Origin of the sequence: Streptomyces sp. NPDC005648 (assembly GCF_040605395.1) — a bacterium.
GTDB lineage: Bacteria > Actinomycetota > Actinomycetes > Streptomycetales > Streptomycetaceae > Streptomyces.
Map to the genome: position 1 here is coordinate 15417 of NZ_JBEXCS010000098.1, position 20325 is coordinate 35741.

The window sequence follows — 20325 nt, forward strand, 5'->3', positions numbered from 1 at the left end:
ACGGAAACACCCCTCATCAAGGCGCATGCCGCGCTGCCAGTGTGGCAAGCAACCAAACCAGCCATTCGGCTGTACGGTGAGCCCGTTGAAGCCGGTCGAACGGGCAGGCACCGCCTACCGAGCACGGTTACTCTGTGTAGCGAACTTTGCCTGGTTCCTGCGCAGCCGGCGCCTGGTCCGGGGGTACGAACGGCGCACCGACGCCAGCGAGGCCGTAATCCTGTGGTCGATGACCACAGTCATGAGCCGCCGTCTGGCCGCTCGGCACCAGGCACCCGCTCCGGCGCGGACAGCATGAACCTGCCCGTTTCTCCTCGACCAGCCAGCCCCGTTCCACCAGCCGTTTCAGCCGGGCCCGCGCTCCCTCGACACGGGAGGCGGAGGCGCTGTCCCGGCCCAGCGCCACCGCCGCCCGCCGGGCACCCAACCCATCGGCTCCCGCGTCCAGGGCAGCGGCCATCAACGCCTGGTAGTCCACCGAGAGGTCCCCGACACCGTCCGCGTTCTCCCGGTGCGACACCGCGCGTCGCGGCCCGACCGGCTTCCTCCGCGACACTCCGACACCCACCACCGCGGGCTCTTCTCCTGGGCCAGCGCCTCCAGACACTGCTCCAGGCCGATCACCCGGCGCCGGAGTACCTCTTCCGCGTCCGCCAAGTCCCTCCGCCCCGCACCAGTTCGGCTTCCAACTCCTCCACTCGCACCGCTGCGGCCTTGCGCCGCGCTTCCAGGACCGCCCGCATCGACGGCATCCGCCACCCCCACAACATCCCGACCGGCACCGAGCCGAGACTTCCGTGACAGCGGCATCCCATGCCTGACCAGCAGAATCCGCACATGAGGTTCGGAAAGAGAACGACCTCTGAGCAGCCCAGTCCTGGAGGTGGCCGCGGTAGCCGCCGCCGGCCCAGATCAAGAAAAGCCGCCGCATACGGCTCCTGGCCGCGGGCAGCAGAATGCGGGCGGCGTCCCGGTCGGTCGTGGACGCCGGTGTGACCAGCACGGCGAGAAGGAGTCCGAGGGTGTCGGTGAGCAGGTGCCGCTTGCGTCCGTTGATCTTCTTCCCGGCGTCGTAACCCCGTGAAGCGAAGCCGACGGTGGCGCCCGCCTCCACCGACTGCGAGTCCACGACCGCCGCACTCGCCTCCGATCCACGGCCTTCCGCGTGACGGACGGCTGTGCGCTGATCGCCGCCGGAGTCCTCGAAGATCTGGCCATCAACCGGGAGTTGAGCCTTGAAGCAGTTCAGCAGCGGGAGTGGGACTGATGGCTCACACAACAGTGATCTGGCACTCGGGCAAGACGCTGTCCCGCGCCGAGCGGACCCTACTCCTGCGCATTCTGTTCGGGCCGAAGGCAGGTCGGCGGACGAACTTGAGAAAAGCAGACGTGATGTCAGATACCGGAGATACCTTGGGAGTTGAGACAGACGCCCCGGCAGCGGCTGGAACCGCCCCGGGGCTGGCCGACTGATTGGGAGTCGACGTGTCCAATGAAAGCACAGCCATGCCCGCAGCCATCGAGACCGCCGCTCGGGTGATCGGCACACGCACACTGCGTGCGGTCGACTACCTACGGGTCTCGACCGAGGAGCAGAAGAAGGGCTACGGCGTCGCAAGGCAGAGCCGGAAGACCACCCGTCACATCGCGCTCAAGCAGTGGGTGCACGTCGGAACGTACAGGGACGAGGGGGTCTCAGGCTCTCTGGAGGCTGCTGACCGTGGGGACCTGAAGCGTCTTATGGACGCCGCTCAGCAGACTCCACGTCCCTTCGACATTGTGGTCGTACCTGACGGCCGTGTGATCGGTCGCAAGGGACGCGCCTTCTGGCGCTGGGTCTGGGCACTGGAGGACATCGGCGTTTACGTCGCCGTAGTCGCGGACGACTACGACAACACCAATGCCGATGGGCGCAAGAAGATGCGCCGGGAGGCCGACTACGCCGAGACCGAGTGGGAGACGATTCGTGATCGCACGCAGGGCGGCTTGCAGGAGAAAGCGGAGCTGACTCCCGCCGCTCACATCGGCGGCCCCCCGCCCTACGGCTATCGCGTCGCCGACCAAGGCACGTCCGGCTCATACTTGGTGAGGGATGAGGATGAAGCGAACGTCATCAAGCGCGTGTACGCCTTGGTCGTGGGCGAGGGCCTGAACCTCCGTCAGACCACCATTCGTCTCAACGCCGAGGGAGTCACGGCGCGCTCTGGCAAGGCCTGGAGGCGTGACAACCTCCGGGATCGTGTGATGTCGGGGCCCGTGCTCGATGGAGTGCTCGTCTTCCGTGGGAAGCACGCCATCGTTGATGAGAACGGAAATCCGGTTTGGGGTGAATCCGTGAGGATCAAACTCCCCCGAATCCTCACGGAGGAAGAGAGCTCGGAGCTACAGCGCAAGGTTGCCGAGAGCGCCAAACACAGCAGCGGGCAGCGATGGTTCTACCCACTGAGCGGTCGGATCGTGGGCCTCTGCGGAAAGAAGTACACGGGGCTCGGCTATGCGACCGCACGAGAAGCTGCCAGGTTTTACCGCTGTGTTGGCGCTGCCCCCAAGGACCTCAGCGAGAATCCGTGCGGCTGCTCCCGCATTGACGCCGATGCCCTTGAGAACCACGTATGGAAGCACGTCACCGAAATCGCGAGCAACAGTGAAAAGCTTCAGGAACTGGCAGCCGAGTGGATCGGCATGGCGGCAGGGGACACAACCGCTCTGGTCGATCGGATCGCCGACCTCGACCAACAGATCGAGGCAATGAACGCGTCGATCACCGCTGTCATCGTCGCGACCGACAAGCAGAGCAAGTCGGCGAACGCGATCGAGGCAGCCACAGCAGTCTTGAACGACGAACTCCAACAGCTCCACGCCCTGCGCGGCGAGGCGGTCGAATGGCTGGCTGAGATGGAGGAGTCGGACCAACAAGCCCGCGATCTCATCGCGCTGGCGGGCATGGCCAAAGCGTCATTCCCAGGTATGGCACCCGAGCAGCAAGCTGCCATCTTGTCGATGATGGAGCTGAAAGTGACGATCACCGGTCCTGTACCCGACGATCGGCGCGGCGGCGTCCCCTGCACCGTCCGCGCCTGGTACGCCGCTGCCGGCCTCGACATCCCCGCTGCCGCGCTCACCGACGAGGAGTGGGAAAGGATCGCTCCTCTACTACCGAAGGGACGTAAGGGCACCGCACGCCGGTCCGTGGACGCCATCTTCTGCAAGGCCCGTACCGGCAAGTCGTGGCCCGCCGTGCTCAAGGAGACCGGGGCCACGATCCAAGCCTCGAAGCACTTCAACACCTGGACGTCCGACGGCACATGGAGCCGGGTGAACGCTGCTCTGTCGAACGTGGAACAGGTCCCTCTCCACGAGATTCAGCTACTGCCCTCGATGGTCATTGAAGGGCGCGTCGATACGAGCGTGATGCTGCACCCAGAAGGACGATCCCGAACGGGATTCCAATGATCGTGATGCACAGCACGACGCCTGCGGCCAGGTATCCGAGGAACAGCCAGAAGCCGCTGAGGACGAGCCAAATGACGTTCAGGATGGTTTTCATCGGGGGCGACCTGCCATCTTCTCGAGCCGGGCGATGCGGTCCGCCATCGGCGGATGCGTCGAGAACATCTTGGAGAGTCCCTGACCTGGACGGAAGGGGTTCGCGATCATCATGTGGCTCGCCGTCTCGATGCGCGGCTCGGGCGGCAGCGGAAGCTGCTTGGTGCCCGTCTCCAGCTTGCGCAGGGCGCCGGCGAGGGCGAGCGGGTCGCCGGTCAACTGGGCGCCGGAGGCGTCGGCCTCGTACTCTCTCGACCGGCTGATGGCGAGTTGGATGAGGCTGGCCGCAAGCGGGCCGAGGATCATGATGAGCAGCATGCCGAGGATGCCGGGGCCGTCATCGTCGTCTGAGCGGCCGATCGGGATCAGCCAGGCGAAGTTGACCAGGAACATGATCACCGAGGCGAGCGCGCCGGCGACGGACGAGATGAGGATGTCGCGGTTGTAGACGTGGCTGAGCTCGTGGCCGATGACGCCGCGCAGTTCGCGCTCGTCGAGGAGACGCAGGATGCCTTCTGTGCAGCACACCGCGGCGTTGCGCGGGTTGCGGCCGGTGGCGAAGGCGTTGGGCGCCTCCGTCGGTGAGATGTACAGGCGGGGCATGGGCTGGCGGGCCTGGGTGGAGAGCTCGCGGACCATGCGGTAGAGGGAGGGTGCCTCGAACTCGCTCACCGGGCGCGCGCGCATCGCGCGTAGCGCCAGTTTGTCGCTGTTCCAGTACGCGTACGCGTTCGTGCCCAGTGCGACGAGAACCGCGACGACGAGCCCCATGCGGCCGAAGAAGCTGCCGATGACGATGATGAGGGCGGACAGTCCTCCGAGGAGTACTGCGGTCCTTAGCCCGTTGTGCCGGCGGTGCACGGTACGCCCTCCAAGTCGTGCAGCAGGGGAACCCTTTGCTTGCTGGATCTTGTTCGCTGTCTCCGGTGCCACTGGTGCCGTGGTGTCACCACCAGTGGACCTTCCCGTCCTGCTCAACGCCAGGCGAGGGTCACTAGTTCCCTTGTGCGTACGGCGGCATGCCTCGGCCGTCCGGGTGACGGCCGTGGGCGGTCGCTCAGAACAGGCCGGTGTCGGCGAAGCGCAGGACCAGCTGAGGGGCTCCGGACAGGGCGACACCGAGCACCCCGGTGACGGCGATCGCCGCCGTCAGGGGGGCGGGAAGCCGGTGCTCGACGGGCTCGCCCTCGGGGGCGCGGAACAGCAGGGCCGTCCACTGGAGGTAGTAGAAGAGCGCGATGACGACGTTGACGGCCATGACGACGGCCAGCCAGCCGAGGCCCGCGTCGACGGCCGCCGAGAACACGGTGACCTTGGCGAACAGGCCGATGATGCCCGGCGGCAGCCCGGCCAGGCACAGCAGGAAGAAGGCCAGGAGGAGGGCGGCGAGGGGGTTCTTGGCGTACAGGCCGCGGTAGTCCGTGATGCGGTTCGTCGCGTTCGTACGGCCCACCAGTGCGGCCACCGCGAAGGCGCCGAGGTTCACGGCGGCGTACATGAGGGCGTACGCGACCGTGGAGCCGATGGAGTGCTCGGCGTCGTCGGAGTAGGCGGCCGCGGCGATCGGTACGAGGAGGTAGCCGGCCTGGCCCACCGAGGACCAGGCGAGGAGGCGTACCGCACTGTACGCGCGCGTGGCCTGCTGGCGCAGGGCGCCGACGTTGCCGACGGTCATGGTGAGCGCGGCCAGCGCCGCCAGCGCGGGTCCCCATACGTCGGCGTACGACGGGAAGGCGACGACGGTCACGAGGATGAGGCCGGAGAAACCGACCGCCTTGCCGACGACCGACAGGTAGGCGGCGATCGGCAGGGGTGCTCCTACGTAGGTGTCGGGCACCCAGAAGTGGAAGGGCACGGCGGCCGTCTTGAAGGCGAAGCCGACGAGGGTGAGGACGACTCCGGTCTGGGCGAGCGTGTGGAGTTGGCCGTCGACGTGCTGGATGCGGTCGGCCACCTGGGTGAGGTACAGGGTGCCGGTGGAGGCGTACACGAAGCTGATGCCCATGAGGCTCACGGCGGTGGCGGTGACCGACGACAGGAAGAACTTCAGGGCCGCTTCGGAGGATTTCTTGTCGCCGTGCCGGATGCCGACGAGGGCGAACGCGGGCAGGGAGGCAACTTCCAGGGCGACGACGAGGGTGGCGAGATCGCGGGAGGCGGGCAGTAGGGCCGCGCCGGCGGCGGACGACAGCAGAAGGAACCAGTACTCCCCTTCGGGGAGCTGCGTGTCGGCGTCTTTGAGCGCTGTCACCGACAGGAGGGCGGCGAGCAGGGCCCCGCCGAGGACGAGGAACTGGATCACGAGGGTGAATCGGTCTGCCGTGTAGCTGCACGCGTGTGTGCCGTTCACGCAGAACGTGCTGCGGTCGCCGTCCAGCAACGGCAGGAGCATCAGCGCTCCGGCGGCCAGGCCTGCCACGGAGACCCAGCCGAGGAGGGGTTTGCGGGCCTGGGGGACGAACAGGTCGGCGACGAGGACGAGCAGTGCGACGACCGCCGTGATGGTCGGCGGCGCGATGGCGAGCCAGTCGACGGACTGGACGAGGTGCAGGGTCGACGGCTGGGCCAGGGCGCTCATCGGGTGCCTCCTGCGAGGAGTTGCTGCACGGCCGGGTCGGTGAGGCCGAGGAGGGCCTTGGGCCACAGCCCAGCGACGACGGTGAGGGCGACGAGCGGGGTCCAGGCCGCGAACTCGTACGTGTGGACGTCGGCGAGCTGCGGCGCTTCCTGCGGGGCGGCGCCCATACAGACGCGGCGCACCACGACGAGCATGTAGGCGGCCGTGAGGAGGGTGCCCAGGGCGGCGATCGCCATGAAGGTGAGGAACGCCGGGCGGCTGAGGTCGGCGGCGGGTTTGAAGGCGCCGAACAGCGCCAGCATCTCGCCCCAGAATCCGGCGAGTCCCGGGAGGCCCAGCGAGGCGACCGCGCCGAAGGCCAGCAGCCCGCCGAGGCGCGGTGCCTTGCCGTACAGGGCGGCTCCGGTGTCCTCGGCGAGGGTGTCGAGGTCGGTGGTGCCCGTACGGTCTTTCAACGCGCCGACCAGGAAGAACAGCAGGCCGGTGATGAGGCCGTGAGCGATGTTGGCGAAGAGGGCGCCGTTCACGCCGGTCGGGGTCATGGTGGCGATGCCGAGCAGGACGAAGCCCATGTGGCCGACGGAGGAGTAGGCGATGAGGCGCTTGAGATCGCCCTTCGCACCCCGTTTGGCGAGTGCCAGGCAGGCCAGCGAGCCGTAGATGATCCCGACCACCGCGAAGGCGGCGAGGTACGGCGCGAAGGTGTGGAAGCCGTCCGGCGCGACGGGGAGGAGGATCCGGACGAACCCGTACGTACCCATCTTCAGCAGGACACCGGCCAGCAGGACCGAACCGACGGTCGGCGCAGCGGTGTGCGCGTCGGGCAGCCAGCTGTGCAGCGGCCACATCGGCGTCTTGACCGCAAGCCCGATCCCGATCGCCAAAACGGCGATGACCTGCACGGATGTGGTCAGCGACCGGCCGTTGTCAGTGGCGAGTGCCACCATGTCGAAAGTGCCGGCCTTGATCCCGATCAGGAGCAGGCCGAGCAGCATGACGACCGAACCGAGCAGCGTGTAGAGGATGAACCGCCAGGCGGCCCGGGTCCTGCCCTCGCCGCCCCAGCGGGCGATGAGGAAGTACATCGGGATGAGGACCGTCTCGAAGGCGAGGAAGAACAGCAGCAGATCGAGGACGGCGAAGCTCGCGAGGGTGCCGGACTCGAGGACCAGCAGCAGTGCGACGAAGGCCTTCGGGGTCGGGCCCGCGGGCATCTTGAAGTACGAGTAGAGCGCGCACAGGAAGCTCAGCAGCGCGGTCAGGACCAGAAGGGGGAGGGAGATGCCGTCGATGCCGAGGTGGATCCGTACGTCGAGCGCGGGGATCCAGCTGATGTCGGTTGTGGCCTGCATCCTCGACGGATGGTCGTGGTCGAAGCCGAGCGCGAGGGCGATCGCGGCGATGAGGACCACGCCGGTCACGGTCACGCCGTGGCGGAGCACGGCCTGCTCGGGCGACTTCCCCTTCAGCCCGGGCGGGGCGGGCAGGAGAGCAGCGACCGCGCCGAGGAGCGGTGCGACGACGACGAACGCCAGAAGGAACTGCATCACGGACTCGCTGATATCGATCACGCCTGCTCACGCTCCCGTGGCGACGAGGAGGGCGGCGACCGCCAGGACGACGGTGCCGGCGAGCAGCGCGCTCACATAGGTCTGCACATTGCCGGTCTGGGCGCGCCGCACGGCGGCCCCGAGTACGCGGGGCAGGGCGCCCGCACCACGTACATAGGTCTCGACGACCTCGCGGTCCAGGAACCGGACAAGGCTCGCTCCGGCCTGGACGGGTCGGACGAACAGGGCCGTGTACACGGCGTCGAGGTGGAAGCCGACGGCCGCGTGCCGGTGCAGCGGACCGAGCAGCAGTCGGCCGGGGTCGGCGGGGTCGGGCGCGTAGGCCACTCCCCCGTACACGGGCGCGTGACTGGCGATGGCCTCGGCCTCGGTCTGGGCGGCGTCCCCCTCGGGGTGGGCCGCGACCGCGCCCAGCGGGGCCCGGGCCGCGAGCGTGGTGGTGTGGCGCCATGCGGCGTAGGTGACGATGCCGCCGACCAGGGCGACACCCGTGCCGACCACGGAGGTCGTGAGCGTCGGGGTGAGGTCACGGCCGTCGAACCAGTCGGGCAGCACACGGAAGGCGAACCCGCCGAGGGCGAGGGACGGGACGGCGAGCACCCACAGGACGACGGTCATGGTGAGCGGCTGGCGGCCGTGGTCGGGGGCTTCGGCACCCTGGCCGTGGAAGGCCAGCAGCCACAGGCGCGTCGCGTACCCGGCGGTGAGTACGGCGGTGAGCAGGCCGGCGACGAGAGTAATCCAGCCAGCGGCGGCGGGGGCGTGTTCGGTGTGGCCGGTGACGACGTGCTCCGCTGCGCCGAGGACGGACTCCTTGGAGAAGAAACCGCTGAAGGGCGGGATCGCGGCGAGCGCGAGGAGCGCCACGGTCATCGTCCAGTAGGCGTCGGGGACGCGGTCGCGCAGGCCGTGTATGCGGGACATGGCGGCCAGCGAATTGGTGCCGGCGGCGTGGATGATCACGCCGGCCGCGAGGAAGAGCAGCGCCTTGAAGGCGCCGTGCGCGAGGAGGTGGAAGACGGCGGCTGATCGGTCGCCGACGGCGAGGGCACCGGTCATGTAGCCGAGCTGGCCGATGGTCGAGTAGGCGAGGACGCGCTTGATGTCGTCCTGGGCGAGCGCGGCGAGGCCCGAGCCGACCATGGTGACGGCGGCCATGACGGCGAGGACCACCATCGCGGCCTGGGAGGACTCGAACACCGGGAGGAGACGCGCGACGAAGTAGACACCGGCGGCGACCATCGTCGCGGCGTGGATGAGCGCGGAGACGGGGGTGGGGCCCGCCATCGCGTCGGGGAGCCAGGTGTGCAGCGGGAACTGCGCCGACTTGCCCGCCACGCCGGCCAGGAGCAGCAGCGCGATGATCGTGGGATGGTCGAGTCCGCCGTTCGCGACAGCGTCGAGGATCTTCGTGATGCGGAAGGAGCCGACGTCGGTGGCGAGGGCGAACAGACCGATCAGGAAGGGGACGTCACCGAGCTTCGTCACCAGGAAGGCCTTGATGGAGGCGGCACGGGCCTCCGGAGTCTCCCAGTAGTGGCCGACCAGGAAGTACGAGCAGATACCCATGATCTCCCAGCCGACCAGCAGCACGATCAGGTCGCCGGAGTAGACGACGAGCAGCATCGCGGAGGTGAAGAGGGAGACGAGCGCGGCGTAGGAGGGGTAGCGCGGGTCGTCGCGCAGGTAGCCGGTCGAGTAGATCTGCACACAGGAGGCGACGACACCGACCAGGACGGCGACCAGGGCGGCGAAGCCGTCGATGTGGAGGGCGAGTTCGATGGGGACCGAGCCGGTGGGGGTCAGGTCGGTGTGGGCGTCGATGGCCTGGTCGCCGCCTTGGCGTACGGCGACCACCGCGGCCAGCACCAGGGCCGCCAGGGTCGGCAGGACGGCGAGCGGGCGGACGAAGCCCGGGGCCGTGCGGCCGAGCAGCAGACCGGCGGCCGCTCCGAGGAAGGGCAGGAGCGGGACGAGGACGGCGAGGGTGGTCGTGGTCACGCGGTGGCCTCAGCCTTCCCGGCCCCGTCGGCCGACCCGGCCGTGAGGGCGTCGCTGCCGGGGCCGTCCGACTCGTGGCCCTCCGCGGTGTCGCGGAGCTTGTCGATGTCCGAGGTGCCGCGGTTGCGGTAGACGGCCAGGACGATCGCCAGGCCGATGCCGATCTCGGCGGCGGCGATGGCGATGGTGAACAGGGTCAGGGCCTGGCCGGAGTGCAGGGTGTCCCGGGCGGCCTTGCTGAGCCAGACGTCGAAGGCGACCAGGTTCAGGTTGACGGCGTTGAGCATCAGCTCGACCGACATCAGGACGAGGATCGCGTTGCGGCGGGCGAGGACTCCGTACAGGCCCGTGCAGAAGAGGAGGGCGGCCAGGACCGCGGGATAGGCGAGGTGCATCAGCGGGCGCCTTCCTGCTGGGCCGGGCTGGTTCCCGTGGCATCGGTCGAGGCGGTTGCGTCGACCGGATCGGTTTCCGCGGTGGCGGTCACGCCAGTCGTGTCGGCCGGATCGGTTCCCGCGGTGTGGGTCGCGCCGGCGCTGTCGATCGGATCGGTTCCCGCTGACGGACCATTTCCCCCGATCGGGTGATTACGGGAATCCGGGGCTGATGGGGAACTACCGGTCGCGGCTCGGGAGTTCACAGGGGGAGAGCTCGACTCCGCCTTCGCCTTGCGGGACAGGACGATCGCGCCGACCAGTGCCGCGAGGAGGAGGACGGAGAGGGCCTCGAAGGGAAGGACCCAGTTCTGGAAGAGGCTCGCTCCGGTGACGGCGGTGGATCCGGCGACCGGCCCGTCCAGATCGACCCAGGTGGTGCGGAAGGCGTCGACGACGACCCAGACCAGGGCGGCGGCCGCGGCGACGGCGACCGTGAGGGCGGCCCAGCGGTTCCCGGAATCGGCGTCCGGGGAGCGGCCGATGGGGGCCTTGGTGAGCATCAGACCGAACAGAAGGAGGACGACGACGGAACCGACATAGATGAGGACCTGCACCCAGGCGATGAACTCGGCGGTGAGCAGGAGGTACTCGACGGCGAGGCCGCCGAGGGCGACCACCAGCCACAGGGCGGCGTGCACCAGCTGCCGGGTGGTGACGGTGACCAGGGCGGCGCCGAAGGTGGCCAGGCCGACGAGGAGGAAGGCGATTTCCACACCGGTCGGGGAGAGGAAGCCATGGGTCTGGACGGCGGCGAAGGTCACGACGTGCCTCCCTCGGCTGCGCTCGGCCCGGACTCCGGGTCCGCCCGGCCCTCCGGAGGCTCGGGCGGTCCCGGCTGCGCGTCGGACCGGTCCGCCGGAGGCTCGGATGGCTCCGCCTGCGCGGTTTGAGCGGCGTGCGTGGGCTGCGTGGGCTGCGGGGGCTGTGCGGCCTGCGCGGCCTTCCCCGCCTCCGTGGTCTGTGAGGGCGTGGCCTGTGTGGGCTGAGAGGTCTGTGCGGCCGCCAGCTTCTCGGCGGTCTTGCGGGCGGCGGCGATCTCCTTCGGTTCCTCCGCGCCGGGGTCGAGGGCGGGCGGTGCCGGGACCGTCCACATCCACTCGCGGAGCTTGTCCCGCTCGTGGGTGAGCTCGTGGATGTCGGTCTCGGCGTACTCGAACTCCGGTGACCAGAACAGGGCGTCGAAAGGACAGACCTCGATGCAGATACCGCAGTACATGCACAGGGCGAAATCGATGGCGAAGCGGTCGAGGACGTTGCGGCTGCGTTCACGGCCGCCGGGTGTCGCCGCCGGGATCGTCTCCTTGTGGGAGTCGATGTAGATGCACCAGTCCGGGCACTCCCGGGCGCACAGCATGCAGACCGTGCAGTTCTCCTCGAACAGGCCGATCACACCGCGGGTGCGGGGCGGGAGGTCGGGCTGGACGTCGGGGTACTGCTCGGTGACCGACTTCTTCGTCATCGTGCGGAGGGTGACGGCCAGGCCTTTGGCGAGGCCGGAGCCGGGGATGGGGGCCATGGCTACTGGATCACCACCTTGACGATGCCGGTGAGGGCGATCTGGGCGAGGGAGAGGGGGACGAGGAGGGTCCAGGAGAGTTTCTGGAGCTGGTCCTCGCGCAGACGGGGATAGGTGACGCGGAGCCAGATGACGACGAAGGCGAGAACGGCCGTCTTGAGCAGGGTCCAGACCCAGCCGAGGCCGTCGGCGCCCCAGGGGCCGTGCCAGCCGCCCAGGAAAAGGACGGTGGTCAGGCCGCACAGAACGATGATTCCGGCGTACTCGGCGAGGAGGAACAGGGCGAAGCGCAGGCCGGTGTACTCGGTGTAGGCGCCGAAGATGATCTCCGAGTCGGCTACGGGCATGTCGAAGGGGGGCCGCTGGAGTTCGGCGAGGCCGGCGACGAAGAACACGATCGCGCCGACGATCTGCCAGGGCAGCCACCACCACTCGAAGGCGTCGAGGATGCCGGGGAGGGAGACCGTGCCGGCGGCCATCGCCACGGAGGCGGCGGCCAGGAGCATCGGGAGTTCGTAGGCGAGGAGCTGGGCGGCGGTGCGGAGGCCGCCGAGGAGGGAGAACTTGTTGGCGGAGGCCCACCCGGCCATGAGGGAGCCGAGGACTCCGACACCCATCACCGCGAGGACGAAGAAGATGCCCGCGTCCAGGACCTGGCCCACGGCGCCCTCGTCAGGGCCGATGGGGATGGCGACGAGGACCAGGAGATACGGGAGGAGGGCGACGGCGGGGGCGAGCTGGAAGACCCGGCGGTCCGCGTCGGCCGGTACGACGTCTTCCTTCTGGGCGAACTTCACGCCGTCGGCGACGAGTTGGGCCCAGCCGTGAAAGCCGCCGGCGTACATCGGGCCGAGGCGGCCCTGCATATGGGCCATGACCTTGTGCTCGGTCTGACCCACGATCAGGGGGAAGGTGAGGAAGACGACGAAGACGATCAGGAGTCGCAGGGCGACGTCGAGAGCGTCGGTCACTGCGGGCCTCCTGCGGGGTCTTCGGGGGGCTGGGCGGAGTTGGGCTCAGATGAGTCGGTCTCAGATGAGTCGGTCTCAGATGAGTCGGTCTCAAGGGAGTCGGAATCAGGGGCGGCAGCGGGGGGCTGGTGTGATGAAGGTGTCTGCCCCGGAGCGGCTCCGGGTGTCGACTCCGAGATGCCTCGAGGGCGCGGCTCGTCGCGGCGCTGTGGCCCACCCGGCAGACCGCCGTTCGGACCAGGCTCGGCTTTCTGTTCGTCTCCATCGTCGGCGCGTTCGGATTCCGGCTTGGTGTCCGGTTCATCGAAGGCAGGGCGGGCGTGGTGCCAGGGCGCGTCCGGGCTGCTCGGAGTCCGGGGGACAGTCGGCGTCCGGGGAGCTCCCTGCTGGCTCGCCGAGCCCTGGGCGGCAGTGCGGGCGCGACGGGGCCGTGCGGATGCCTCCGTTGCCTCCGTTGCCTCCGTTGCTCCCGGTGACTCCGTTGCCTTCGATGTCCCCGTTTCTTCCGGTGCCTCTGTGGTGGACGGGGTCTCCGCGGCCGATGGGGTCTCCGCTTGGGCGGGAGCCGGGGGCTGGCTCACGGAACCCTCGGCCGCCGTACGAGCACGTCGCGGCCTCGCAGCCGCAGCCGCAGCCGCCGCGGATGGGTCGGGTGTCGGTGTCGCAGCCTCCGTCTGGCTCGCCGAGCCCTCCGCCGCCGTACGCGCACGCCGTGGCCTCGCGGTCGCGGTCGCGGAGGCCTCGGTTGTCGCGGGTGACCCTGGCGGGGTGGCAGGCCCGGTCAGGGCTGTCTCCGTCTGACTCGCCGAGCCCTCCGCCGCCGTGCGGGTGCGGCGTGTCGGGCGGTCGCCCGGTGCGGCCGCCGTGCGGCCCGTCGCTCGGGCCGGGCGGGTGGGGGCCGGTGGGAGTTGGCCCTTCAGGGGACCCCATTCGTTGGGGTCGGGGACTCCTGGGGGCAGCATTTGGCGGCGTTTGGGGCCGCCGTGGTCGGACTCGCCCGGCTCCTTCGCTCCGGGCCAGGACTTGGCCACGCGGGCCGCCAGGACGAAGTCCTTGCGCAGGGGGTGGCCCTCGAAGGTCTCGGGAAGGAGGAGGTGGTCGAGGGAGGGGTGGCCTTCGAAGTGGACGCCGAACATTTCGTGGGTCTCGCGTTCGTGCCAGGCCGCGCCCGCGTAGACGCCGACCGCGGACGGCAGGGCCGGTGCCTCGTGCGGGACCGTCGTGCGGAGCAACAGACGCCTGACCGGGGAGAGGGCGACGACATGGGCCGAGACGCGGAAGCCCGTGCCCGGTTCGTCGACCGCGCTCAGCCAGTCGAAGTAGGTGCAGGTCAGGCGGGTGCGGGCCGTTTCCAGGGCGGTGAGCCAGGAGGAGGGGGGCACGTCGACCGTCAGGACGTCGTACGACTCCTCGGCCGTGGCCTCCGTACCGAACAGGTCCTCGACGGGGGACGGGAGCCAGCCGACCGTGCCGCTCATCGGTCCTCCTCCGGAGCGGGGCCGCCGGGAGCGGAACCCGCCGAGCCGGGCGTCGGTGGCTTCACCAGGCCGCTCTGCAGAGCGGCGGCCGAGGGGCGGGTGGCGCCGTGGCCGTTTCCGGGACGCTCGCCGTTGGCCGATCGCTCGCCGTTGGCCGATTGCTCTCCCTCGGCGGATCGCTCTCCGCCGACGTTCCGTTCGCCGTTGGTGGGGCGCCCGCCGGTGCCGTAGCGCTCCCCCAGCGACTCGCGGGCGATCTTCTCCTGGAGTTTGAGGATTCCCTGGAGCAGGGCCTCGGGGCGGGGCGGGCAGCCGGGGACGTAGACGTCGACCGGGATGATCTGGTCCACGCCCTTCGTCACGGAGTACGAGTCCCAGTAGGGGCCGCCGCAGTTGCTGCACGCGCCGAAGGAGATGACGTACTTCGGCTCGGGCATCTGTTCGTAGAGGCGCTTCACGGCCGGGGCCATCTTGTCCGTGACCGTGCCCGAGACCACCATCAGGTCGGCCTGGCGGGGGCCCGGGGCGAAGGGGATCACTCCCAGGCGGATGAAGTCGTGGCGGGCCATCGACGCGGCGATGAACTCGATCGCACAGCAGGCGAGTCCGAAGTTGAAGACCCAGAGGGAGTAGCGGCGACCCCAGTTCAAGACCACCTTCATCGGCTCGGGGGCCAGACGTGACAGGACGCCCAGCCTCCTCGGCTCCGGCAGCAGCACCGGCTCCGGCGCCTTCACTTCTGGCGTCACGTCCGTCACGTCCGTCACCTCTGACGTCACGTCCGTCTCTTCTGGCGTCACGTCCATGCCAGGACGCCCTTCTTGTATGCGTACAGCAGGCCCACGGCGAGGAAGCCGAGGAAGACGAACATCTCGACGAGGGTGGTGGCTCCGTAGCCCGGGGCTGCGAAGACCGTGGCCCACGGGAACAGGAAGATCGAGTCGACGGCGAAGACGACGTAGAGGAAGGCGTAGACGTAGTAGCGGACCTGGGTGTGGGCCCAGCCCTCGCCGACGGGGTCGACTCCGCACTCGTACGTCAGGAGTTTCTCGGGGGTCGGGACCACCGGGCGCAGCAGGCGGCCCGCGCCGAAGGCCACGGCCACGAACAGCACACCGACGACGGCGAGCAGCCCGACGACCGAGTACGACTGGAAGTAGTCCGCCGCGACGACCACGGCCGGATCGACGACGGTCGGTTCCCGCACGCCCGTACCCCTCACTCCCTGCGATCCTGACGAACGCCAGCGACTCAGGCGCCTCTGTTGAACGCTGACGTTCGACGATCTGTACGCACGGGAGTCTAGGCCCTGATAAAGGGACGGTAAGCAGCCCGTCGCGCCTTGAGATCCGGTCGAGACACGGTTCGAGGCGCAGTTCAGGACACGAGGGTGGGGTTTTCCCCAGGGGACAGGGGCGGGCGACCTCATGGCGCGCGCGCCCGGCGCGCGGCACGCTAGCCCATATGACCGAACGCACCGAGCGCAGTGAGCGCACCGAGCGCGGCGAGCGCCACGAACGTCTCCCGCGCGCGACCGCAGCGGCGGGGGGAGACGACGACAGCCCGCCGCCCGCCCGTTTCGCCTACGACGGGCACACCTGGAAGGAGATCGCGTATCTCCTGGGCAACCTTCCGGCGTCGCTGCTCGGGTTCGTCTACGTCGTGACGATGCTGTCCATCGGCTTCGGGCTGACGATGACGGTGATCGGATTCCCGGTACTGGCGGCCGGGCTGGGGGGCTCACGGCTGCTGGGCAGGCTGGAGCGGGCGCGGGCCAGGTGGCTGCTGGGGGTGCGGATCGACGAGCCGAGCCCGTTGCCCCGGCGCGGCACGGGCTATCTGCAGCGGCTGTGGATGACGTTGAAGGACCCGGTGGCCTGGCGGACGGTCCTGTACGACTTCATCCGCCTGCCCTGGGGCATCCTCACCTTCACCATCTCGTTGACCTCGCTGTTCGTGCTGTGGCCGGTGTTGCCGTTCATCGCGCGGGGGCTCGCCAACGCGGACCGGGCGATGGTGCGCGGTCTGCTGTCGCCCTCGGACGAGCTGGAGCGCCGTATCGCCGAACTGGAGTCGGACCGGGGGGTCGTGGTCGACACGGCCAACGCGGATCTGCGGCGGATCGAGCGCGATCTGCACGACGGGGCGCAGGCCCGTCTGGTGAACCTCGCGATGGGGCTGGGGCTGGCCAAGGAGAAGCTGCTCGAGGACCCCGACGCGGCGGCGGAGATGGTCGCCGAGGCGCACGGCGAGGTGAAGCTGGCGCTGCAGGAACTGCGGGATCTGGCGCGCGGCATCCATCCGGCCGTGCTGACGGACCGGGGGCTGGACGCAGCCCTGTCGGCGGTCGCCTCGCGGTGCACCGTGCCCGTGAAGGTGACGGTCGACCTGGACGCCAGGCCCGCCGCGGCCATCGAGGGCATCGCCTACTTCACCGTCTCCGAACTGCTGCAGAACATCAGCAAGCACAGCGGCGCGAGGAACGCGTCGGTGGAGGTGTGGCGGGCGACGAGCCGGCTGCTCATCCAGGTGGAGGACGACGGCCGCGGCGGCGCGCGGCTCGACGGCGGCAGCGGTATGCGGGGGCTGGCCGACCGGCTGGACGCGGTCGACGGACTCTTCGTCATCGACTCGCCGCAGGGCGGCCCGACGGTCGTGACGGCCGAACTGCCGTGGCGGGACCGGCCTGTGGGCGAGGAACGGGCCGCGAGGTAGGGAAAACCCCACCGCCGAGACGCCGACGGACTCCATGGCCCGCGGACGGGCGGCCGAGGAGGGTGGAGGTACGGCAGGACAGCCGTCGTAGAGAGCGCGGGACGAGTAGAAACGGACGACGCCGATGGCCACGGAGTACGGAGAGGGCTACGGGACCGGGTTCGGGTACCCCGAGTTCGGGGGCGAGCGGCGGCACCGGCTGCCGGCGGGGTTGCGGGCGCCGTTCGAGGCGCGCAGCTGGCGGGAGTTCGCGTATGTGGTGCTGAGCCTGCCGGTCGGCATCACGCTGTTCGTGTACTCCGTGACGATGCTGGCGCTGGGCGCGGGGCTCCTGGTCACCTTCCTCGGGATTCCGGTGCTCGCGCTGGGGCTGGCCGGCTGCCGGGGGGTCGGCGCGCTGGAGCGGGCGCGGGCGCGGGGGCTGCTGGGTCTGGAGGTCGCCGATCCGGAGCCGCTGCGGATGCGCAAGCCCGGCGTGATGGCCTGGATGGGGGCGGTGCTGAAGAGCGGCACCTCGTGGCGGGCGCTGCTGTACGCGCTGCTGCAGTTCCCCTGGTCGGTGTTCTCGTTCGTGGTGGCCGTGAACTTCTGGGCGTACGGATGGGCGTTGCTGACGTATCCGCTGTGGTTCTGGCTCTTCCCGATGTACGGCGGCCAGGGCGGGCTTCAGCTCTACGGCGACGCACAGCACAGGATCTACCTCGACAACCCGTTCGAGATCACCGTCACGGCGCTGGTGGGGCTGTTGTTCACGCTGGCCACGCCGTGGATCGTGCGGGCGCTGACGATGGTGGACCGGGTGATGGTGCACGGTCTGCTCGGGCCGTCGCGGCTGTCGGCGCGGGTGGTGGAGCTGGAGTCCGACCGGGGGGTCGTGGTCGATACGGCGGCTGCCGATCTGCGGCGGATCGAGCGGGATCTGCACGACGGGGCGCAGGCGCGGCTGGTGGCACTGGCGATGGATCTGGGGCTGGCGAAGGAGAAGCTGGCGGAGGATCCGCAGGCCGCGGCTCGGATGGTGGACGAGGCCCACGGTGAGGTGAAGACCGCGCTGCAGGAACTGCGGGATCTGGCGCGCGGCATCCATCCGGCCGTGCTGACGGACCGGGGGCTGGACGCGGCGCTGTCCGCGGTCGCCTCTCGGTGCACCGTACCGGTGCAGGTGGAGGTGGATCTGGTGGAGCGGCCGGTGCCGGCGATCGAGGGGATCGCCTACTTCACCGTCTCCGAGCTGCTCCAGAACATCAGCAAGCATGCGCGGGCGACGGGGGCCGCGGTGGATGTGTGGCGGGTGGATGACCGGCTGATGGTGCAGGTCGTGGACAACGGGGTGGGTGGTGCGGATGCCACCGGCGGTTCGGGGTTGGGGGGGCTCGCCGAGCGGTTGGACGCGGTGGACGGGATCTTGGTGGTGGACTCGCCGGTGGGGGGACCTACGCGGGTGACGGCGGAATTGCCCTGGCGAACCGTGTAGCCCGGCCGCGGGACGCGACGGTTCGGCGAACCCATGTAGCGCGAACACATAACACGACCAGTAGGCGAACCCATGTAGCCCGGACACACAACACGACCGGCCGACGAGCCATGTGCTTCCGGCCGCCCGCCACGACGGGTCCGCGCACCATGTGGTTCGGGCCGCCCGCCACGCCCCCGCCCGCTCGAGCCGCCCGACACGACCCGTCGGCGAACCATGTGGTCCCGGCCGCGTGGCGGGACGGGACCGGCACCCTGAATCACGCGGCGATCGCATCGCCCTGTGGGACCCCCGGACCGGGCAGTCAGTCACTCAGCATGCGCCTCGAAGACACGTCCTTCGTACCCGCGGCGTTCGAACACGGTCGGGCAGGTTGTCCACAGGCCCGGTGAAGACGGGACGAGCGCGGGATACTGAGGGCCGGGGATCCGGCCGGGACACGCTCGGCCGCTCACGAGGGCTCGGGGGGCCAGAGGTCGTGGAGGACAGGGTGCGGGTGGTCATCGCCGAGGATTCAGTGCTGCTCAGGGAGGGCCTGACTCGGCTGCTGACCGACCGTGGGCACGAGGTCGTCGCCGGGGTCGGGGACGGGGACGCGCTGATCAAGACCATCGAGGAGCTGGACGGCCAGGACGCGCTGCCCGATGTGGTGGTCGCCGATGTGCGGATGCCGCCCACTCATACGGATGAAGGTGTGCGGGCCGCCGTACAGCTGCGGAAGTCCCATCCCGGACTCGGGGTACTCGTGCTGTCGCAGTATGTGGAGGAGCGGTACGCCACCGAGCTGCTCGCGGGATCGAGTCGTGGCGTCGGCTATCTGCTGAAGGACCGGGTAGCCGAAGTGCGTGAGTTCGTGGACGCGGTGGTGCGGGTGGCCCAGGGCGGGACGGCGCTCGACCCGGAGGTGGTCGCGCAGCTGCTCGGCCGGAGCCGCAAGCAGGATGTGCTGGCCGGCCTTACGCCCCGCGAGCGCGAGGTGCTGGGGCTGATGGCCGAGGGGCGGACGAACTCGGCGATCGCCCGGCAGCTCGTCGTCAGCGACGGCGCGGTCGAGAAGCACGTCAGCAATATCTTCCTGAAGCTCGGTCTGTCCCAGAGTGACGGGGATCACCGGCGTGTTCTCGCGGTCCTCACCTATCTGAACTCCTGATGGGCTGAAACTGCCCTACAACCGACCCAAGAACCGAGCCGTCGCGGGGAGCGTCTTCAACAGAAGCGCCGGGGGGCGAGAAATCATGACAAGTCAGGGCGCGGGGCCGTCTCAAAAGCGTGTCCATCATGCGAATGGCCGAGGGAAGGCGACCCTAACGGACGTAGGGTTGATCCTGGGAAGGCCTGCGGGAAGGCCGGTCCCAGACAGCCGCCTCGAGGGAGGTCCAGTTCAGTGACCAGCCAGGTCAGCAGGACAGCGGAACAGGCCGAAGAAACCGTCGTGGGAGAGCAGCGCAAGTCGGCGGGAACGAAGGACGTACGTCGGCTGGACCGGGTGATCATCCGGTTCGCGGGGGACTCCGGTGACGGGATGCAGCTCACCGGTGACCGCTTCACCTCGGAGACCGCGTCCTTCGGAAACGATCTCTCCACCCTTCCCAACTTCCCCGCCGAGATCCGCGCCCCCGCCGGAACCCTCCCGGGCGTCTCCAGCTTCCAGCTCCACTTCGCCGACCACGACATCCTCACCCCCGGCGACGCCCCCAACGTCCTGGTCGCCATGAACCCCGCCGCCCTCAAAGCCAACATCGGCGACATCCCACGCGGCGCGGAGATCATCGTCAACACCGACGAGTTCACCAAACGGGCGATGCAGAAGGTCGGCTACACGGCCTCGCCGCTGGAGGACGGTTCCCTCGACGGGTACAGCCTGCACCCGGTGCCGCTGACCACCCTGACGGTCGAGGCCCTCAAGGACTTCGACCTGTCCCGCAAGGAGGCCGAGCGCAGCAAGAACATGTTCGCGCTGGGCCTGCTGTCGTGGATGTACCACCGGCCGACCGAGGGCACCGAGAAGTTCCTGCGCACCAAGTTCGCCAAGAAACCC

At 69.4% G+C, this 20325-nt stretch carries 16 protein-coding genes and 3 pseudogenes; 5 read left to right on the forward strand and 14 right to left on the reverse strand.

Going from position 1 to position 20325, the window contains the following annotated elements; all coding sequences use genetic code 11:
• Positions 1-239: 239 nt before the first annotated feature.
• Positions 240-743 (reverse strand): annotated as a pseudogene (locus ABZT17_RS37290) (hypothetical protein).
• A gap of 137 nt (positions 744-880) precedes the next feature.
• A pseudogene (locus ABZT17_RS37295) lies at positions 881-1159 on the reverse strand (transposase); the annotation flags it as partial.
• A gap of 326 nt (positions 1160-1485) precedes the next feature.
• On the opposite strand from ABZT17_RS37295, the gene ABZT17_RS37300 reads away from it, so the two are divergent.
• Positions 1486-3453 carry a recombinase family protein gene (locus tag ABZT17_RS37300; RefSeq protein WP_356355862.1) on the forward strand — a complete coding sequence of 656 codons (1968 nt, stop codon included), beginning with the start codon at positions 1486-1488 and terminating at the stop codon, positions 3451-3453.
• Here ABZT17_RS37300 and ABZT17_RS37305 read toward each other — a convergent pair.
• From ABZT17_RS37305 to ABZT17_RS37360, 12 genes and pseudogenes are all read right to left on the reverse strand, one after another.
• Positions 3431-3547, reverse strand: a pseudogene (locus tag ABZT17_RS37305) (YccF domain-containing protein); the annotation flags it as partial. The gene ABZT17_RS37300 and the pseudogene ABZT17_RS37305 overlap by 23 nt on opposite strands.
• On the reverse strand, positions 3544-4407 hold the full coding sequence (gene htpX / locus ABZT17_RS37310; RefSeq protein WP_356355864.1) for a zinc metalloprotease HtpX: 864 nt from the start codon (positions 4405-4407) through the stop codon (positions 3544-3546). The gene htpX and the pseudogene ABZT17_RS37305, both read right to left, overlap by 4 nt.
• Before the next feature lie 196 nt (positions 4408-4603).
• The gene (locus tag ABZT17_RS37315; protein WP_356355866.1) at positions 4604-6124 is read right to left on the reverse strand and encodes an NADH-quinone oxidoreductase subunit N; all 1521 of its coding nucleotides are present in this window, start codon (positions 6122-6124) and stop codon (positions 4604-4606) included.
• Positions 6121-7695 carry an NADH-quinone oxidoreductase subunit M gene (locus ABZT17_RS37320; RefSeq protein WP_356355868.1) on the reverse strand — a complete coding sequence of 525 codons (1575 nt, stop codon included), beginning with the start codon at positions 7693-7695 and terminating at the stop codon, positions 6121-6123. Before ABZT17_RS37320 ends, ABZT17_RS37315 begins: the two co-directional genes overlap by 4 nt.
• A gap of 6 nt (positions 7696-7701) precedes the next feature.
• Positions 7702-9696, reverse strand: a complete 1995-nt coding sequence (locus ABZT17_RS37325) for an NADH-quinone oxidoreductase subunit L (protein WP_356355870.1) — start codon at positions 9694-9696, stop codon at positions 7702-7704.
• Positions 9693-10091: an NADH-quinone oxidoreductase subunit NuoK gene (gene nuoK, locus ABZT17_RS37330; protein ID WP_356355872.1), complete on the reverse strand. Its 399-nt coding sequence runs from the start codon at positions 10089-10091 to the stop codon at positions 9693-9695. The genes ABZT17_RS37325 and nuoK overlap by 4 nt, the downstream gene beginning before the upstream one ends.
• Entirely contained in the window at positions 10091-10894 is an 804-nt protein-coding gene (locus ABZT17_RS37335) for an NADH-quinone oxidoreductase subunit J (RefSeq protein WP_356355874.1), read from the reverse strand. The genes nuoK and ABZT17_RS37335 overlap by 1 nt, the downstream gene beginning before the upstream one ends.
• A complete protein-coding gene (locus ABZT17_RS37340) occupies positions 10891-11649 on the reverse strand; it encodes an NADH-quinone oxidoreductase subunit I (RefSeq protein WP_356355876.1) in 759 nt (252 codons plus the stop codon). The genes ABZT17_RS37335 and ABZT17_RS37340 overlap by 4 nt, the downstream gene beginning before the upstream one ends.
• A gap of 2 nt (positions 11650-11651) precedes the next feature.
• Complete coding sequence (locus ABZT17_RS37345) at positions 11652-12620, reverse strand: complex I subunit 1 family protein (RefSeq protein ID WP_356355878.1); 969 nt, start codon at positions 12618-12620, stop codon at positions 11652-11654.
• Positions 12617-14098 carry an NADH-quinone oxidoreductase subunit C gene (locus ABZT17_RS37350; RefSeq protein ID WP_356355880.1) on the reverse strand — a complete coding sequence of 494 codons (1482 nt, stop codon included), beginning with the start codon at positions 14096-14098 and terminating at the stop codon, positions 12617-12619. Before ABZT17_RS37350 ends, ABZT17_RS37345 begins: the two co-directional genes overlap by 4 nt.
• A complete protein-coding gene (locus ABZT17_RS37355) occupies positions 14095-14877 on the reverse strand; it encodes an NADH-quinone oxidoreductase subunit B family protein (RefSeq protein ID WP_356355882.1) in 783 nt (260 codons plus the stop codon). Before ABZT17_RS37355 ends, ABZT17_RS37350 begins: the two co-directional genes overlap by 4 nt.
• A 17-nt stretch (positions 14878-14894) precedes the next feature.
• On the reverse strand, positions 14895-15305 hold the full coding sequence (locus tag ABZT17_RS37360; protein ID WP_356355884.1) for an NADH-quinone oxidoreductase subunit A: 411 nt from the start codon (positions 15303-15305) through the stop codon (positions 14895-14897).
• Positions 15306-15562: 257 nt separating this feature from the next.
• Between ABZT17_RS37360 and ABZT17_RS37365 the strand changes: the two genes are divergently transcribed.
• The 4 genes from ABZT17_RS37365 to ABZT17_RS37380 all read left to right on the forward strand — a co-directional run.
• On the forward strand, positions 15563-16813 hold the full coding sequence (locus tag ABZT17_RS37365; protein ID WP_356355886.1) for a sensor domain-containing protein: 1251 nt from the start codon (positions 15563-15565) through the stop codon (positions 16811-16813).
• Between the two features lie 124 nt (positions 16814-16937).
• Positions 16938-18287: a sensor domain-containing protein gene (locus tag ABZT17_RS37370; RefSeq protein WP_356355888.1), complete on the forward strand. Its 1350-nt coding sequence runs from the start codon at positions 16938-16940 to the stop codon at positions 18285-18287.
• 490 nt (positions 18288-18777) lie between these two features.
• The gene (locus ABZT17_RS37375; RefSeq protein ID WP_356355895.1) at positions 18778-19437 is read left to right on the forward strand and encodes a response regulator transcription factor; all 660 of its coding nucleotides are present in this window, start codon (positions 18778-18780) and stop codon (positions 19435-19437) included.
• Between the two features lie 234 nt (positions 19438-19671).
• On the forward strand, positions 19672-20325 hold a 654-nt coding region (locus tag ABZT17_RS37380; RefSeq protein WP_356355890.1), incomplete at its 3' end, for a 2-oxoacid:acceptor oxidoreductase family protein.

Excerpts from the sequence above, each read along its gene's own strand:
- ABZT17_RS37350 (WP_356355880.1), bottom strand. The coding sequence starts at position 14,098 with ATGAGCGGCACGGTCGGCTGGCTCCCGTCCCCCGTCGAGGACCTGTTC.
- ABZT17_RS37315 (WP_356355866.1), bottom strand. The coding sequence starts at position 6,124 with ATGAGCGCCCTGGCCCAGCCGTCGACCCTGCACCTCGTCCAGTCCGTC.
- ABZT17_RS37365 (WP_356355886.1), top strand. The coding sequence starts at position 15,563 with ATGACCGAACGCACCGAGCGCAGTGAGCGCACCGAGCGCGGCGAGCGC.
- nuoK (WP_356355872.1), bottom strand. The coding sequence starts at position 10,091 with ATGCACCTCGCCTATCCCGCGGTCCTGGCCGCCCTCCTCTTCTGCACG.
- ABZT17_RS37340 (WP_356355876.1), bottom strand. The coding sequence starts at position 11,649 with ATGGCCCCCATCCCCGGCTCCGGCCTCGCCAAAGGCCTGGCCGTCACC.
- ABZT17_RS37370 (WP_356355888.1), top strand. The coding sequence starts at position 16,938 with ATGGCCACGGAGTACGGAGAGGGCTACGGGACCGGGTTCGGGTACCCC.